This window comes from Microbacterium arabinogalactanolyticum, from assembly GCF_030268005.1.
Taxonomy (GTDB): Bacteria; Actinomycetota; Actinomycetes; order Actinomycetales; family Microbacteriaceae; genus Microbacterium; species Microbacterium arabinogalactanolyticum.
On the sequence record NZ_BRZC01000003.1, the window covers coordinates 22,842 to 38,797 of the forward strand.

Here is a 15,956-nt window from a genome sequence, read left to right on the forward strand (position 1 = left end):
CTCAGGACTGCGCGGGCGCGAGCCCGAAATACTCCAGCTCCGCGTCGTTCAGCATCCGCGACCGGGTGAGGAAACGCATCCCGGTCGGGCCCTCCACGCTGAACCCCGCACCGCGGCCTGGCACCGCGTCGACGGTCAGGTGCGTGTACTTCCAGTACTCGAACTGGGACTCCGACATGTACATCTCGACGGGGGCGTCCAGCCCGACGTCGAGGTCGCCGAGCTTCACATCGCTCGGTCCCGTGATGAACATCCCGACCGGATAGCACATGGGCGACGACCCGTCGCAGCATCCGCCCGACTGATGGAACATCAGCGGGCCGTGCTGCGCCGTGAGATCGCGGATGAGGGATGCCGCGGCATCCGTGACGTCCACCCGCTCGTACCTGCCGATGCTGACCATGGGCCCTCTTCCCTCCTGCGTGCATGGAATCCGGGCGGGGCCTCCCGGCCCCGCCCGGACGGTGGATCAGAAGAAGCCCATCGGGCCCTCCGCGTACGAGACCAGGAGGTTCTTGGTCTGCTGGTAGTGGTCGAGCATCATCTTGTGGTTCTCGCGGCCGACACCGGACTGCTTGTACCCGCCGAACGCGGCGTGCGCCGGGTACTGGTGGTACGTGTTCGTCCAGACGCGGCCGGCCTCGATCGCCCGGCCGGCACGGTAGGCGGTGTCGCCGCTGCGGCTCCACACGCCGGCTCCCAGGCCGTACAGCGTGTCGTTCGCGATCGAGATCGCGTCGTCGAAGTCGCTGAAGCTGGTCACCGAGAGCACCGGGCCGAAGATCTCCTCCTGGAAGATGCGCATGTCGTTCGTGCCCTCGAACACGGTCGGTGCGACGTAGTAGCCCTCGGTGAGGTCGCCGCCCAGATCGACCCGCTCGCCGCCGGTCAGCAGCTTCGCGCCGCCCTGCTTGCCGATGTCGATGTAGCTGAGGATCTTCTCGAGCTGGTCGTTCGACGCCTGGGCGCCGATCATGGTCGCCGGGTCCAGCGGGTTGCCCTGGATGACCTTGCCGACCCGCGCGAGCCCGTCCGAGAGGAAGCCGTCGTAGATCGAGCGCTGGATCAGCGCACGCGACGGGCAGGTGCACACCTCGCCCTGGTTCAGCGCGAACATCGTGAACCCCTCGAGCGACTTCTCGTAGAAGGCGTCGTCGGCACGGGCGACGTCCTCGAAGAACACGTTCGGGCTCTTGCCCCCGAGCTCCAGCGTGACCGGGATGAGGTTCTGCGAGGCGTACTGCATGATCAGCCGGCCCGTGGTGGTCTCACCCGTGAAGGCCACCTTGCGGATGCGCTTGTGCTGAGCGAGCGGGGCGCCCGCCTCGATGCCGAATCCGTTGACGATGTTCACGACGCCGGCCGGCAGCAGGTCGCCGATGATCTCGAACAGGAACAGGATGGATGCCGGGGTCTGCTCGGCCGGCTTGATCACCACGCAGTTTCCCGCGGCGAGCGCCGGCGCCAGCTTCCACGTGGCCATCAGGATCGGGAAGTTCCACGGGATGATCTGGCCGACCACGCCCAGCGGCTCGTGGAAGTGGTACGCGACCGTGTTCTCGTCGAGCTGGCTGATGCCGCCCTCCTGCGCCCGCAGCACCCCGGCGAAATACCGGAAGTGATCGATCGCCAGCGGGATGTCGGCGGCCAGCGTCTCGCGGACGGGCTTGCCGTTCTCCCATGTCTCGGCGACCGCGATCTCCTCGAGGTGCTGCTCCATCCGGTCGGCGATGCGGTTCAGGATCACCGAGCGCTCGGCGGGCGTGGTGCGCTTCCACGACTCGAACGCCTTCCACGCGACCTCGACCGCCCGATCGATGTCCTCGGCCGTGCCGCGGGCGATCTCGGTGAACGGCTTGCCGTTGACGGGGCTGATGTTCTCGAAGTACTGCCCCTTCACGGGATCGACGAACTCGCCGCCGATGTAGTGCCCGTAACGCGGGCGGTAGTTCGCGATGGCCCCCGGGCGCCCGGGGGCGGCATAGGCGGTCGACACGCTCTCCTCGACGATGGTCATGGCGTCTCCTTCGACATCCGGCGGCTCCGATGCCGCACGATCTGATGCGTCGAAAGTAGGTCGCCCGAGGTTGCAGTCCCGTGCGTCACGTTGCATCGGGTTGCGACTAGGCGGACGCCTCGAGCTTCTCGATCCGGCTGACCAGACCCGCTCGCCGCGGCGAGCGCGCCGGCAGCATCTCCAGGCACAGGCGCAGCACCTCGACGTCGTCGGCGCCCTCGGGGATGTCGGCGTAGCTGAGCAGCACGTCCACACTCGCCTCGGTGAGCATGGTCTCGCGCAGCGTGCCGCGCAGCCCCTCCCGCAGTTCCACGACGCCCGGGGCGTCGGAGTCGGGCAGCACCGGACCCCGGTAGGCCGAGAGCGCCACCCGGTGCGCACCGCGATCCAGCAGCGAGAGCACGTTCTGCGCGTCGGTCTCCAGCGCGATCGGCAGCCGGTAGGGGCGGGACTGCGGCACGAGCTCGGGAGAGATCCGCTCCAGCACCTTGCGCAGGCGCACCATCTCCGGCCGCAGCGTGTCCGGCGACGCACCCTCGCCGTAGACGAGCTCGGCCAGCCGGTCCGCCGAGAGGCCCTGCCGGTGCACCGCGAGCATCAGCAGGATCTCGGCATGCCGGGCACTGAGCTCGATGACCCGCTCCCCCGAAGACGCGTCCCCGGCGGCCTCGAGCCGGGCGCGGTCACGACCGAGCACCTGCAGCTGGGCTCGCTGCACGCTGGCACGGAGGGGACGGCGGGGAGCGGATGCCGTGGCCGGCGCCTCGGCGCGCGCCCGGAGCCGCGCGATCATCAGCTCCGCCTCCACCGCGCGCGCGGTGGCGTCCACCAGCATCCGCGCCTGCGGCGTCGCCGCCTCGCTCCCGCCGGTGACGTCGAGCACGCCCAGGATGCGGCGCGTCTCGGGGTCGAACACGGGTGCCGCCGTGCAGGACCACGGCTGCACGAGCCGGTTGTAGTGCTCGGCGTGGTGGATCTGCACCGACTCGCCCAGCGCAAGGGCGGTGCCCGGCGCGGCTGTGCCCACGACGGCCTCCGACCAGTTCGCCCCCTCGACGAAGCCCATCTCGCCCGAGAGCATCCGCTGCTGCAGATCGCCCTCCACCCACAGCAGCCGCCCCGCGTGGTCGCCGACCGCGACGATCACCCCGGAGTCCTCCGGTGCGCCGGGCAGCAGCAGCGTGCGGATCAGGTCCATCGCCCCTGCCAGGGGGTGCGCGGTGCGGTAGGTCTCCAGCGCCTCCCGCGTGAAGTCCAGCCGTGGCAGCCCTTCGGCACCGACCCGGTCCCGCCAGGCGCGCTGCCACGAGTCCCGCACGATCGGACGCACCTGCTGCAGGCGCCGATCGTCGAGATTGCCGGCGACGAGCTCCTCATGCGCGCGCTCGATGAGCAGCCGCGACGCCTCCGGCGAGGGGTCGCGCGACGATGACCATCCAGACGGCACAGAGCCTCCGTTCGGCGCTGACGGGGTGTGCCCAGTGTAGGTCGGATGCCCGGTCACGGGGAACGGGTGGCGCGCGGGCGAGAACAGGAGAACAGCTCAGTGCAGGAGAGATCTCGCGTGTTCCCTCCTGTTCCGGGCGTTTCTCCTGTTCTCAGTCCCTGATCGGAGCGGATGCCTGCGGAACGGCCGGCTAGTGCCGCCGCACCGCCTCCCACTGGGCACGACGCTCGGCCTGGGCGACCGGGTCGGGCACGGGCAGGGCGGCGAGCAGCTCGCGGGTGTACGGGTCGCGCGGGTCGCCGAGGACCTGGGCGGTGGTGCCCTGCTCCTGGATGCGGCCCTGCTGCAGCACGATGATCCGGTCGGACACGGCATCGATCACGGCCAGGTCGTGGCTGATGAACAGCGACGCGAACCCCAGATCGGCCTGCAGCTGCACGAACAGCTCCAGCACCGTCGCCTGCACCGAGACGTCCAGCGCGCTGGTCGGCTCATCGGCGATGAGCAGCTCGGGGTCGAGTGCCAGCGCGCGCGCCAGCGACGCCCGCTGGCGCTGACCGCCGGAGAGCTCGTGCGGATAGCGGTCGCCGAAGCTCGTCGGCAGCCGCACCGCGTCGAGCAGCTCGTTCACGCGCGGGCGCGCCGCCTGCAGGCTCGACGCCCGGCCGTGCACGATCAGCGGCTCGGCGATGCACTCGGCGATCGACAGCAGCGGGTTGAAGCTGGTCGCCGGGTCCTGGAACACGAACCCGACCTTCGGACGCAGCGGGGTGAGGGTGCGCGGCTTCACGCCGCGCATCTCCTGCCCGAGCACGGTCAGCGAGCCGCCGAGCACGGTCGTGAGACCCACCACGGCGCGGCCGATGGTGGTCTTGCCGGAGCCGGACTCTCCGACCAGGCCGACGACCTCGCCGGGGCCGACGTGGAAGTCGACGCCCTTCACCGCCACCACCGCGTTGCGGCCGAAGCGGCCCGGGTAGCCGATCTCGGCTCCGGATGCCACGATCAGCGAACCCTCCGGCACCGACGGAGCGGTGTGCGGCCCGGCATCCGGTTCCGTCACCCGCGCAGCGGAGCTCGCCGCCGACTTGCCCTGGCCCACGTGCGGGACCGCAGCGAGCAGCTTCTTCGTGTACTCCTCGCGGGGGTTCGCGAACAGCTCGCGGACCGGCGCCTCCTCCACGATGTCGCCCTGGTACATCACGATCACGCGGTCGGCGAGATCGGCGACCACGCCCATGTTGTGCGTGATCAGCACGATGGTCGCGCCGAACTCGTCGCGCGCCGTGCGGAGCAGGTCGAGGATCTCGGCCTGCACGGTCACGTCGAGCGCCGTCGTCGGCTCATCGGCGATGATCAACCCGGCATCCAGCACCAGCGCCATCGCGATGACGATGCGCTGCTTCTGCCCGCCCGAGAACTGGTGCGGGTAGTCGTCCACGCGGTTGGCAGCGTCCGGGATGCCGACGCGCTGCATGATGTCGATCGCGCGCGCCCTGGCCTCCTTCTTCGAGACGTTCGCGTGCGCGCGGATGCCCTCGGCGATCTGCCAGCCCACGGTGTACACCGGGTTCAGCGCCGTGGACGGCTCCTGGAACACCATCGCAGCGTCGCGCCCGCGCATGCGGCGCATGCGGGCGTGGTCGGCGTGCACGATGTCGGTCTCGTCCCCCGCGCGGCCCCGCACGATCACCGCGCCCGATGTGGTGGCTGTCTCGGGCAGCAGGCCCAGCAGGGTGTTGGCCGTGACGGTCTTGCCCGACCCGGACTCGCCGACGATCGCGAGCACCTCGCCGGCGTAGGCGCTCAGCGAGATGCCCTTGACGGCCTCGACAGGCTCGTCGTCGGTGGCGAACACGACCTTCAGGTCGCGGATCTCGGCGACCGCGGGCGCCAGGTCGGCCGGCATCCGGTTCTTCTCAGCGGCGCTCATGCCTTCGCTCCCTCATTCGCAGCCCCGGCCTTCTTCTTGCCGCCCGCACGGCGGCGCAGCCGCAGTCGCGGGTCGGCCAGGTCGTTCAGGCTCTCGCCGACCAGGGTGACGCCCAGCACGACCAGCACGATCGCAACGCCGGGGAACACACTGGTCCACCAGATGCCGCTGGTCACATCTCCCACGGCGCGGTTCAGGTCGTAGCCCCACTCCGCCGCGGCGGTCGCCTCGATGCCGAAGCCCAGGAAGCCCAGGCCGGCGAGCGTCAGCAGCGCCTCGGAGGCGTTGAGCGTGATGATCACCGGCAGCGACCGGGTCGAGTTGCGCAGCACGTGGCGCAGCAGGATGCGGGTGGTCGGAACGCCGATCACCTTCGCGGAGTCCACGAACGGCTCGGCCCGCACACGCACGACCTCGGCGCGGATGACGCGGAAGTACTGCGGCACGAACACCACGGTGATCGCGATCGCGGTGGCCATGATGCCGCCGCCGAGGGTCGACTGCCCGCGGCTGATCACGATCGACATCACAATCGCCAGCAGCAGCGAAGGGAACGCGTAGATCGCGTCGGCGACGACCACCAGCAGCCGGTCCAGCCATCCGCCGAAGTAGCCGGAGATCAGGCCGAGCGCGATGCCGATGAAGATCGAGCAGGCGATGGCCGCGATGATCACGAGCAGCGCTGTCTGCGCTCCCCACAGCACGCGGGAGAGCACGTCGAAGCCGGAGACGGTGGTGCCAAGCAGGTTCAGCGCGTTCGGGGCCTGCTGCGTGCCGAAGGAGTGTCCGTCGGCGGTCTGCTGCTGCGCCCAGGTGTACGGGGCGAGCACCGGGGCGAGCAGGGCGATCACGACGAACAGCAGGGTGATCACGAGGCCGGTGATCAGCATCCCGCGCTGCAGGCCGACGCTCTGGCGCAGCTCCTTGATGACCGGGACCCTCTCGGTCCAGCGCTTCTTCCGCACCGGAGCGGCGGCCAGCACCGCGGTCTGGGGCGTGGGCATCTCGTCGTAGGAGTCGGGGATCGACATCTCAGTACCTCACCCTCGGGTCGATGAACGCCGCGATGATGTCGACGAGGAAGTTCGTGACGGCGACCACCACGGCGATCATCACGACGATGCCCTGCACGGCCACGAAGTCACGGGACTTCAGGTAGTCGGCCAGCATGAAGCCGATGCCCTTCCATTCGAAGGTGGTCTCCGTCAGCACCGCTCCCGCCAGCAGCATGGCGATCTGCATGCCCATGACGGTGATGATCGGGATGAGCGCAGGACGGTACGCGTGCTTGGTGACCAGACGGTACTCGCTCACGCCGCGCGAGCGGCCCGAGGTGACGTACTGCTGACCGAGCGTGCCGATCACGTTCGTGCGGATCAGGCGCAGGAAGACGCCCGCCGTGAGCAGCCCGAGCGCGATGGCGGGGAGGATGGCGTGCTGCAGCACGTCGGCGATGGCGGCGCCGTTGCCGAGGCGGATGGCGTCGAGCAGGTAGATGCCGGTGGGGGTGTCGATGCCGCCCATCAACAGCTCGGTGCGGGTGCTCCCCCGGCCTGAGACCGGGAGCCAGTCCAGCCACACCGAGAAGATGAGCTTGAGCAGCAGACCCGCGAAGAAGATCGGAGTCGCGTAGGCGAGGATCGCCATGACGCGCAGCGACGCGTCCTGCCAGCGGTCGCGGCGGTAGGCGGCGATCAGGCCGAGCGGGATGCTGATGATCAGCGCCACGACCAGCGCGTAGATCGCGAGCTCGAGAGTGGCGGAGCCGTACTGCAGCAGGATCTCGGTGACAGGACGACGGTCGGTGATCGTGGTGCCGAAGTCACCGCGGAACACGTTGCCGAGGTACTCGAGGTACTGCACGATCAGGGGCCGATCGTAGCCGGCCTCGTGGATGCGCTGCGTCAGCTGCTCCGGTGGGAGCCGGCCGCCGAGCGCGGCTGTGATCGGATCTCCGGTGATCCGCATCAGGAAGAAGACGGTGGTCACCAGGATGAAGACCGTGGGGATGATCAGCAGGAGTCTGATCAGGATGTAACGCCACAGCCCGCCGCCTTTTGAGCGGCTTCGGGGCTGGACAGGGGCGAGGACGGCGCCGTCGACGGCCATGGGGTACTACCTAACTGTTGCGTTCTTCGGGGCGAGCGCACTCGGGGGTGCTGCGCTGGGCAGCACCCCCGAATGCGGAACGCGTTACTTCTTCAGCGGCGCGTAGCGGAACTTGAACGAGGCGTCGAGCGTGGTGCCCTGAACGTCCTTGCCCACGACCGCGACCTGCTTGCCCTGCAGGATCGGCAGGGTGGAGAGGTCCTTCGCGACCATCTCCTGGATCTGGCCGATCTGCTCCTCGCGCTTGGCGGAGTCGGTCTCGGTCTGCTGCTTGACGATGGCGTCGTTGACCGCCGGGTTGTCGTAGTGGTTCGCGAGGAAGTTGTCCTTCACGAAGAACGGCGACAGGTAGTTGTCGGGGTCGGAGTAGTCCGGGAACCAGCCGAGCTGGTACATCGGGTAGACGTCGGCCGTGCGGTCCTTGGAGTACTGCACCCACTCGGTCTGCTGCAGGTTGACCTTGAACAGGCCGCCCTTCTCGAGCTGCGTCTTGTACGCGGCGTACTCGTCACCCGAGGAGGGGCCGTAGTGGTCGCCGTTGTACTGCAGGTTCAGGGTGACCGGCGTGGTGACACCGGCATCCTTCAGCGCCTTCTCGGCCTTGGCCTGGTCGGGGCCGCCCTTGCCGTCGCCGTACATGTCCTTCAGCACGGTGGTGGCGCCGGGCATGCCGTCTGCGACGAACGAGTACAGCGGGCTGTAGGTGTCCTTGTAGACGTCCTTCGCCACGGCGTCGCGGTCGATCAGGTCGGCCATCGCCTGACGCACGGCGAGCGCCTTGGCCGGGTCGGCCTCAGGGGTCTTCGCACCGAACGGCATCGTGTCGAAGTTGAAGACGATGTAGCGGATCTCGCCGCCGGGGCCGTCGACGATCTTCACCTTCGAGTTGCCCTTCAGGCTCTCGACGTCGGTGGCCGACAGGCTGCGGAAGGCCACGTCGATGTCGCCGTTGCCGATCGCGAGCTTCAGGTTGGAGGCGTCGGCGTAGTACTTCGCCTGGATGCCCGAGTTCTCGGCTGCGCCGAGGTTGCCCTGGTAGTCCTTGTTCGGCTTGTACGAGATGAGCTCGTTGACCTTGTACGAGTCGATCGTGTACTGGCCGGCGAAGGGGTTGCCCTTGACGATGTCGGCGTCGGGGGTGACGGCGTCGGGCGAGAAGACCTCTTCGTCGATGATCGGAGCAGCGGGGCTGGAGAGGATCAGCGGCCAGATCTGGTCGTTGCCGTTCTTCAGCGTGAAGACGACGGTGGTGTCGTCGGGTGCGGCGACCGAGGCCAGGTTGCCGAGCAGCGAGGCCGGGCCGTTGGGGTCGTTGATCTTGACCATGCGGTCGAAGGTGAACTTCACGTCGCTCGAGGTGAGCTTGTGGCCGTTCGCGAAGGTCAGCCCCTTCTTGAGCTTGACGGTGTACTCGGTCGGCGAGGTGAACTCCGCCGACTCCGCGATGTCGGGCGAGACCTTGGCGTCGCCGTACTTGCTGTTCAGCAGGAACGGGTACACCTGGTTCATCACCGCGAAGGAGCCGTTGTCGTAGGAACCGGCCGGGTCGAGCGAGGTGATCTTGTCGGTGGTTCCGACGATGAGGTCACCGCCCTTCGCATTGCCGCTGTCGCCGCCCTTGTCGGCCGTGCTCGTAGCGCAACCGGAGAGAACGACTGCCGCGACGCCGAGCGCGCCGATGGCAAGGCCGAGTCGGCCTCTGGAGATCTTCATTGATATGACCTGCCCTGTGATGTCGGGTTTCCGCGCACGTCGTCGGCGCGGCTCATGATTGTCAATCTAATCACCCGCATGTACATACCCAACCGAGCGGTCAGGATCGTGATTAGACCGACACACGGCGTTCACACGGCCGTATCAGTCGCGCGCGGCCCACCATTCGCGCAGGCGCTGCGCGGCGGCATCCGCCCCGATGACGCCCTCGTCCAGCCGCACGTCGAGCAGGAAACGGTAGGCCTCTCCGACCTCGCGACCGGGCGGGATGTCGAGGATGCGCTGGATGTCGTTGCCGTCGAGCTCCGGGCGGATGCTGTCCAGCTCCTCCTGCTCGCGGAGCTCGGCGATGCGGCGCTCGATGTCGTCGTAGGCGGCGGCGAGGCGCGCCGCCTTGCGCCTGTTGCGGGTGGTGACGTCGGCGCGCACCAGGATGTGCAGGCGCTCGATCAGGTCTCCGGCGTCGCGGACGTAGCGGCGCACCGCGCTGTCGGTCCAGGCTCCCTCGGCGTACCCGAAGAACCGCAGGTGCAGCTCGATGAGCTTCGCCACGGCATCCGTCGTCTCTCCGTCGAAGCGCAGCGCCTGCAGTCGCTTGCGCGCCATGCGCGAGCCCACCACGTCGTGATGGTGGAAGGTCACTCCCCCACCCGGCTCGAGCTTGCGGGTGCGCGGCTTGCCGATGTCGTGCAGCAGCGCGGCGAGCCGCAGCGGCACGTCGGGGTCGGCGCCGGGGTTGCGGGTCCTCTCGAGCTCGATGGCCTGCCGCACGACCGTGAGCGAGTGCTCGTAGACGTCCTTGTGGTGGTGGTGCTCGTCGACCTCGAGGCGCAGCGCGCTGACCTCGGGAAGGAACTGCTCGATCAGCCCGCTGTCCACCAGCACGCGCAGTCCGCGCACCGGGTCGGAGGTGCTCATCAGCCGGATCAGCTCGCTCTGCACCCGCTCGGGGCTGACGATGCTGAGCGTCTGGCCCAGCTGCTCGATGGCGGCGAAGGTGGCGTCGTCGATCGCGAACTCGAGCTGGGAGCTGAAGCGCGCCGCGCGCAGCATCCGCAGCGGGTCGTCGCCGAAGCTGACGGCCGGGTCGATCGGGGTGCGCAGGATGCCGGCGACGAGGTCCTCCACGCCACCGGTCGGGTCGACGAGCTTCGTCTCGGGAACGCGGAGCGCCATGGCGTTCACCGTGAAGTCGCGACGCAGCAGGTCGCCGTCGATGCTGTCGCCGAACTCCACGACCGGCTTGCGGGTCAGACCGTCGTAGCTGTCGGCACGGTAGGTGGTGATCTCCACCTGCTCGCCCTGCACGCGCGCGCCGATCGTGCCGAAGGCGCGGCCGATGTCCCAATGAGCGGATGCCAGCGGCTTGACGATCGCGAGGATCTCGTCGGGCTGTGCGTTCGTGGTGAAGTCGAGGTCGTGCGTCTCGCGGCCGAGCAGGGCGTCGCGGACCGGGCCGCCGACCACCGCGAGCTCGAAGCCGGCCGCCTGGAAGGCCTCGCCGAGGGTGCGGACGACCGGATGCGCGGCGAGCGCGCCGAGTCGGGACAGGCCCTCGGCCATGTTGAGCATGGGTTCCAGATTACCGGGGCGGTCACTGCAGCACGGCGCGCGGCAGCGTGCCCGGGTCTGAAGGAGGATGCTCGTTCTGAAGGACGATCCGGGTCACGGCATCCTTCAGAACGGCATCCATCCTTCAGAACTGCGAGGGTCAGGCGTCCCGGCGACCCCGGCGGACGAGGATGCCGCCGACGGTCACTGCCAGCAGTGCGCCGGCCGCGAGCCCGATCGGCCACAGGGCGGAGCCACCTGTGGTCGCCAGATCGCCCGGGCGGGTGGCGCCGGGGCGGCCGTTGCCGTGGCCGTCGCCGCCTCCGCCATTGCCGCCCTGGCCGGGGCCGGTGCCGCCGTTCCCGCCGCCGGGGGTGTTCCCGCCCTCACCCGGATCGGTGGGGTCGGTCGACGCGCCGGTCGCCGTGAAGGTGCGCACCTCGGTGTACTCGACGCCGCCGTACGGACCCGTCGTGCGCACGTACCAGCCGCGCTTCGCCGGCGTCGCGGCCGCCAGCCGCGCACGAGCGGATGCCTGGCCGGGAGCCGCGCCCGAGGTCAGATCCTTCCAGGTGACCGACGTCTTCTCACCGCTCACGACGTCCTGCACGCAGCCGATCCGGTTCGCGGTGAGTACGTCGGCGCGGAACGAGTCGGTCGACAGTGTCTTCTGCGCAGGTCTGATGCCCCCGGCCGCGTACGGGATCTCGAACTCCTGCATCCCCGCGGGGCTGTTCAGCGACGCCTCGTCGGAGTCGAAGTCGTCCAGCGAGGGCGAGTACGTGCGCACGATGATGCGACCGTTCGTGTTGTCGAAGTGCAACAGGCGCAGGTAGCCCTGGCCGCCCTCCGGCAGCGCCTGGTAATCGAACAGCATCGAGGTGACGGTGCGGTCGGCGACGCCGTCTCCGTCGTCGTCGAACTCGTCCAGCCGCGTGTAGGCGTCGTGGTAGTGGCCGGATCCGACGGCGATCACGTTGGAGTTGGGTGCCACGACCTCGTCGTAGATCCGCTGCGGGAACGGCCCGAGCCCGCCGGTGGTGAGCATGAACTCGTGCAGGTTGATCATGACCTTGCGCTCGGGGAACTGCCGGATCACCGAGTTCATCCAGGCGATGTCCTCGGAGTTCGACACGGTGTCGTTGGGGTCGGGCCAGCCTATGTACAGCACGAGCAGGTCGACGCCGTCGGCACTCACCAGATCGAAGTGGCCGCGGTTGTCCTTGTACGAGCCGCCGTACCAGGGGTTCTGCGCGAAGCGCTTCTCACCGAAGTACGAGCTGTACGGCCCGTAGTTCCCCTCGAAGTGACCGACGTCGTGGTTGCCGGCCAGTACGCCGTAGGGCACGCCGGCCTCGTCGAGCATCCGGTAGGCGTCGTCGGCGTTGCGCCACTGGTAGTCCTGGTCCTGGTTGTCGACGATGTCGCCGGTGTGGGCCACGTACTGCAGGTTCAGCTCGTCGCGGCGGTCGATCAGGAACCGGTTGATGTTCAGCTGGTGCCGGTACCAGGCATCCGTCCCGCCGGTGCCGGCACGCTTGCCCTCGTTGCTGTTGTAGTACTGCGTGTCCGACTCCCATGCCAGCGTGAAGTCGTACTGATCGCGCGGGGTGGCGCCCGGGTTGTAGGGCGTCGTCTGCGAGTCGCGGCCGCTGCGGCCGGTCGCCGCCCAGCCCTCGGAGTGCTGCACGAGGAAGGTGACCTTCCCGTCCCGGGCGTTGCCGGTGACGGGAACCTGCGCGTCGAGGGTGAACGACGTGGGGGCGCCGCCGGTCGTGACGTACCGGTCGACCTCGTTCCAGTCCCCCTTCGCCGTCTGCACGTACAGCAGCACCTTGGCGTCGGCGTTCGCGGAGCCCTCCCAGGCCACGCGCACGTCGGAGCCGTCCTTCGCGTTCGCCGGAACGTCGACCGTGAACAGCTGGTACGGCAGCGCCGTCCCCGAGGTCTCGGCGACCTCGATGCCGTCCATACGGGTGATCCGGGCCAGTTCGTCGGCGCTCAGCGCCCTGGCGTCGCCGCGTTCGGTGGAGCGGCTGTCGGTCGTGGTGCCGGAGGCGACGTGGACCTGGGCATCCGTCGGCACGAATCGGTAGCCCTCCGCGAAGCAGAGCTCCAGCCGGTCGTCGACGTTCGAGCCGGGGCTCGCGACGAGGTCCACCTGGTCGGCGTCGATCTTCGCGCCGTCGTCCGGGCTGATCAGCGTGGTGTGCGGCTTCTCGTCGGCCGTCGAGAACGTGACGGTGCTGGTGGAGATGTTGCCGACGCTGTCGCTCGCGGTGATGACCGCGGTGTGGTCACCCGGGGTCAGGGTGAGCGAGGAGGTCTGCAGCGGGAGCGTGATGTCCTGCTCGTCCAGCGTCGCGCTGACGCTCTTGAAGCCCGACCCCTCATCGGTGACGGAGGCGTCGATCGTGAAGTCGCCGCGGTACTGGCTGCCGTCGGTGACGGTGCTCTCGATGCGCGGGGCGGTGTTGTCGACGATCACGGTGCGCGTCGCGGTGCGATCGCCCTCGGACGCCGTGATCACGTGCTCGCCGTCGGCGACAGCCGTGGTGTCCCAGGTGGTGGACACCGAGTCGAACGCGTCGTCCGGGAGTGTGAAGGTGAAGAGGATGTAGACGAGGTTGGCGTCGCTGAGGGCGATCCGCTCCGCGGCATCCGCCGGGCATGCCCGCTCGACGAGCTCCTTGCCCTCGCCCGCACCGGCGCACGTCGTCGGACGCAGCACCCGGCCGTCCGGCAGCGCCAGGCGCGGGTTCATCATCGTGAAGTCGTCGTTGTTCTCGTCGAGGTTCGGCTCGGGCCAGGCCTTGGTGCCGGCGTACACGCCGAGCGTGAGCTTCTCGCCGCGCACGACCTCCTCGACCGGGACATCGGCGTCGACCGTCACGATGCGGTCGTAGTAGCCCTCGTCGAAGATCTTCAGCACGTTGTCGCCGAGCTTGATCCCGTTGCGGAAGAAGGAGTCCGTGCTGGTCGCGTCGATCGCGAACTTCGGCGCCCTCTCCAGCGACGGGACGGTCTCGCCCGCGGGCTCTCCGTCGATGCCGACCTGCAGCGCGCCCGGGTCGCCGTCGGTGGTGCCGACGAGCGGGGTCTGCGCGTTGACGAACTGCCCGTCGGCGACGTTGAGTCGAACGGGGTCGACCGGCGAGTCGTCCAGTGCGATGCGCACCGGCCCGAGAGTGGTGACCTGGCTGCCGTCGCCCGCGGTGACCGTGTACTCGATCCAGCGCTTTCCGTAGACGTCGACCGCGGGGATCGCGTACTGGTACCGGTCGCCGGAGCCGAAGGTCAGGTCGCGCACATCGGTCGCGCCCAGGCTGTCCTTCAGTGTGAGCGTCACGCGACGCACGAGCACATCATCGGTGATGTCGAAGCCGAGCTCGACGTTCCCGGAGTCGGGCAGCTCGGATCCGCCGGTCAGGTCGACGATCTTCGGTGCGGAGCCGGGCGCCGGGTAGGCGACGGACGTCGGGGCGACCTGCGCCTCGGTGACCGCGCCGGGTGTGGGCGCGGCGAGGCCGAGCATCGTCTGCGTGACGCCGGACGGATCGGCGGGCTTCCATGCGGCGGCGGGGTCACCGGGATTCCAGGCGTACTGGATGGCCGTGCTGGAGGTGGTCTGCGCGTCGTCGAAGTAGAAGGCGCGGGAGATCACGTGCCCCGACTTCGTCATCAGCTGCAGACCGCGGGACCCGCCGTTGGCCATGCCGCCGGACTGGATCGTCAGGATGCTCTCGCCGAGAGTCAGGTCGCTGCCGAACGCCGTGTTGAAGTCGGCGACGGTGAGACCTGCCGACATGACGGCAGGATTCTGGATCCACAGCACCATCGTCGCGCCGGGTTCGATCGTCGGCTCACCGGGGCCGGCGGGCCACAGGGTGGACGCGAGCGCCTTGGGATCGGTGAGGTCGTTGTCGGTGCTGAGATAGCTCAGCACGTAGTCGCCGAAGTCGATCGGCGCATCGGAGGCGTTGTAGAGTTCGATGTACTCGTAGGCGTCGGAGCCGGCCACGTTCGCGGTGTCGGGCGCCACCTCGGTGATCTGCAGCAGCGGCCCTTCGGATGAGGGGTCGGTCGGCTTGATCAGCCGGCTGGTGATCTGCTCGGTCGTGATGGCGCCGGGGGTGGGCGCCGCTGTCGCACCGGTCACGTCGTGGGCGAGGATGCGGGCGTCGACGCTGTCGGTCTGGTCCGGCACTCCGAACTGGGCGTTCCACGGCGTGGAGCCGTCGCCGTCGTCCGCCGGCACCCAGGCCCGCATGAGCGTCGTGCCACCGGCATCCGTGATGCTGAAGCCGCGGTTCCCGCTGTTGGCGAATCCGCCCTGCGGGCCGAAGCGGATGATCGGCACGTCGGCGTCCTGCATGCCGTAGAAGGCGCGGAACTGGTCCTTGGTCAGGCTGCGGCGCGCGTCGCCCTCGGCGTAGTTCATCCAGAGCACGGCCACGCCGCCGGCGGGGATGACCGCGGGTGCGTCGTCCTCGCCGTCGAGGTGGATGAGGGGCTGCACGGCGCCCGTGTTCCACTGCGACGTGTGGTACCGGAACTGGACGCCCGCGGCATCGAGGTCGATGGGCTGGTCGGTGGTGTTGGCGACTTCGAGGAACTCGTAGGTGTCGGCGCCGTCGTTGTCACCATTGATCTCGGTGATGGCCAGCGGCCAGTGCTCACCCGCGTTGCCCGAGGTGCCGGAGATGCGGGCGATCGCGGCATCGGGTTCCGGCGTCTGCTCTGGCGCCGGCGTCTCGGCCGGCGACGTCGCGCCGGGGGTCGGAGTGCCGGTCGGTGCAGGCTCCGGGTCCTGGGTCGGCTGCGGCGTCGGGGCATCCGGGGTCTCCGTCGGTGTCGGAGTCTCCGCGGGCGTCGGGGACTCCGTCGCGCCGGGCGTCGGAACCGGGGTCGAGACGGCATCCTCGGCGAACGCGGGCGCGGCGGCGAGCGGCAGCGCGGACGTGCACAGCACTGCGGTGATCACCGCGGCGACCGTGCCCGCGCCGATCCTTCTCAGGGGCGTATGGGGCATGACGGGAGAACCTGTTCCGTTGGGGGAGGACGGCAGAGGAGCCGTCCCCTTTATAGGGATCCCAGGTGGCTCACAGGTTGCGGGTTGAGAACGAACGCGCGTCTCAGGTGAACGTCTGCGGAAGACGGGGAGACGTGCGGCGTGTCACCGCGTC

The 15,956-nt window shown here is 69.1% G+C and carries 9 protein-coding genes; all 9 read right to left on the reverse strand.

Features of this window, described 5'->3' with window-relative positions; genetic code table 11:
• Window position 1: 1 nt before the first annotated feature.
• Window positions 2-403 carry a DUF779 domain-containing protein gene (locus tag MIAR_RS02515; protein ID WP_285630796.1) on the reverse strand — a complete coding sequence of 134 codons (402 nt, stop codon included), beginning with the start codon at window positions 401-403 and terminating at the stop codon, window positions 2-4.
• Window positions 404-469: 66 nt separating this feature from the next.
• Window positions 470-2,017, reverse strand: coding sequence for an acetaldehyde dehydrogenase ExaC (gene exaC / locus MIAR_RS02520; RefSeq protein ID WP_285630799.1), 1,548 nt, complete (start codon window positions 2,015-2,017; stop codon window positions 470-472).
• 106 nt (window positions 2,018-2,123) lie between these two features.
• Window positions 2,124-3,464, reverse strand: coding sequence for a GAF domain-containing protein (locus MIAR_RS02525; RefSeq protein ID WP_285630802.1), 1,341 nt, complete (start codon window positions 3,462-3,464; stop codon window positions 2,124-2,126).
• Window positions 3,465-3,654: 190 nt separating this feature from the next.
• Window positions 3,655-5,397: a dipeptide ABC transporter ATP-binding protein gene (locus MIAR_RS02530; RefSeq protein ID WP_285630806.1), complete on the reverse strand. Its 1,743-nt coding sequence runs from the start codon at window positions 5,395-5,397 to the stop codon at window positions 3,655-3,657.
• Window positions 5,394-6,401 (reverse strand): ABC transporter permease, encoded by a 1,008-nt coding sequence (locus tag MIAR_RS02535; RefSeq protein ID WP_285631865.1) that lies wholly within the window; start codon window positions 6,399-6,401, stop codon window positions 5,394-5,396. Before MIAR_RS02535 ends, MIAR_RS02530 begins: the two co-directional genes overlap by 4 nt.
• 28 nt (window positions 6,402-6,429) lie before the next feature.
• Window positions 6,430-7,506 carry an ABC transporter permease gene (locus MIAR_RS02540; protein ID WP_285630809.1) on the reverse strand — a complete coding sequence of 359 codons (1,077 nt, stop codon included), beginning with the start codon at window positions 7,504-7,506 and terminating at the stop codon, window positions 6,430-6,432.
• 84 nt (window positions 7,507-7,590) lie between these two features.
• Window positions 7,591-9,219 carry an ABC transporter substrate-binding protein gene (locus MIAR_RS02545; RefSeq protein ID WP_285630813.1) on the reverse strand — a complete coding sequence of 543 codons (1,629 nt, stop codon included), beginning with the start codon at window positions 9,217-9,219 and terminating at the stop codon, window positions 7,591-7,593.
• A 144-nt stretch (window positions 9,220-9,363) separates the two neighbouring features.
• Window positions 9,364-10,791: a CCA tRNA nucleotidyltransferase gene (locus MIAR_RS02550; protein WP_285630816.1), complete on the reverse strand. Its 1,428-nt coding sequence runs from the start codon at window positions 10,789-10,791 to the stop codon at window positions 9,364-9,366.
• A 139-nt stretch (window positions 10,792-10,930) separates the two neighbouring features.
• Window positions 10,931-15,802, reverse strand: coding sequence for a lamin tail domain-containing metallophosphoesterase family protein (locus MIAR_RS02555; RefSeq protein ID WP_285630819.1), 4,872 nt, complete (start codon window positions 15,800-15,802; stop codon window positions 10,931-10,933).
• Window positions 15,803-15,956 lie beyond the last annotated feature (154 nt).

Bases quoted from the DNA above. Each gene is read 5' to 3' on its own strand.
- MIAR_RS02515 (WP_285630796.1), bottom strand. From the start codon at position 403: ATGGTCAGCATCGGCAGGTACGAGCGGGTGGACGTCACGGATGCCGCG.
- exaC (WP_285630799.1), bottom strand. From the start codon at position 2,017: ATGACCATCGTCGAGGAGAGCGTGTCGACCGCCTATGCCGCCCCCGGG.
- MIAR_RS02530 (WP_285630806.1), bottom strand. From the start codon at position 5,397: ATGAGCGCCGCTGAGAAGAACCGGATGCCGGCCGACCTGGCGCCCGCG.
- MIAR_RS02535 (WP_285631865.1), bottom strand. From the start codon at position 6,401: ATGCCCACGCCCCAGACCGCGGTGCTGGCCGCCGCTCCGGTGCGGAAG.
- MIAR_RS02540 (WP_285630809.1), bottom strand. From the start codon at position 7,506: ATGGCCGTCGACGGCGCCGTCCTCGCCCCTGTCCAGCCCCGAAGCCGC.
- MIAR_RS02545 (WP_285630813.1), bottom strand. From the start codon at position 9,219: ATGAAGATCTCCAGAGGCCGACTCGGCCTTGCCATCGGCGCGCTCGGC.
- MIAR_RS02550 (WP_285630816.1), bottom strand. From the start codon at position 10,791: ATGCTCAACATGGCCGAGGGCCTGTCCCGACTCGGCGCGCTCGCCGCG.
- MIAR_RS02555 (WP_285630819.1), bottom strand. From the start codon at position 15,802: ATGCCCCATACGCCCCTGAGAAGGATCGGCGCGGGCACGGTCGCCGCG.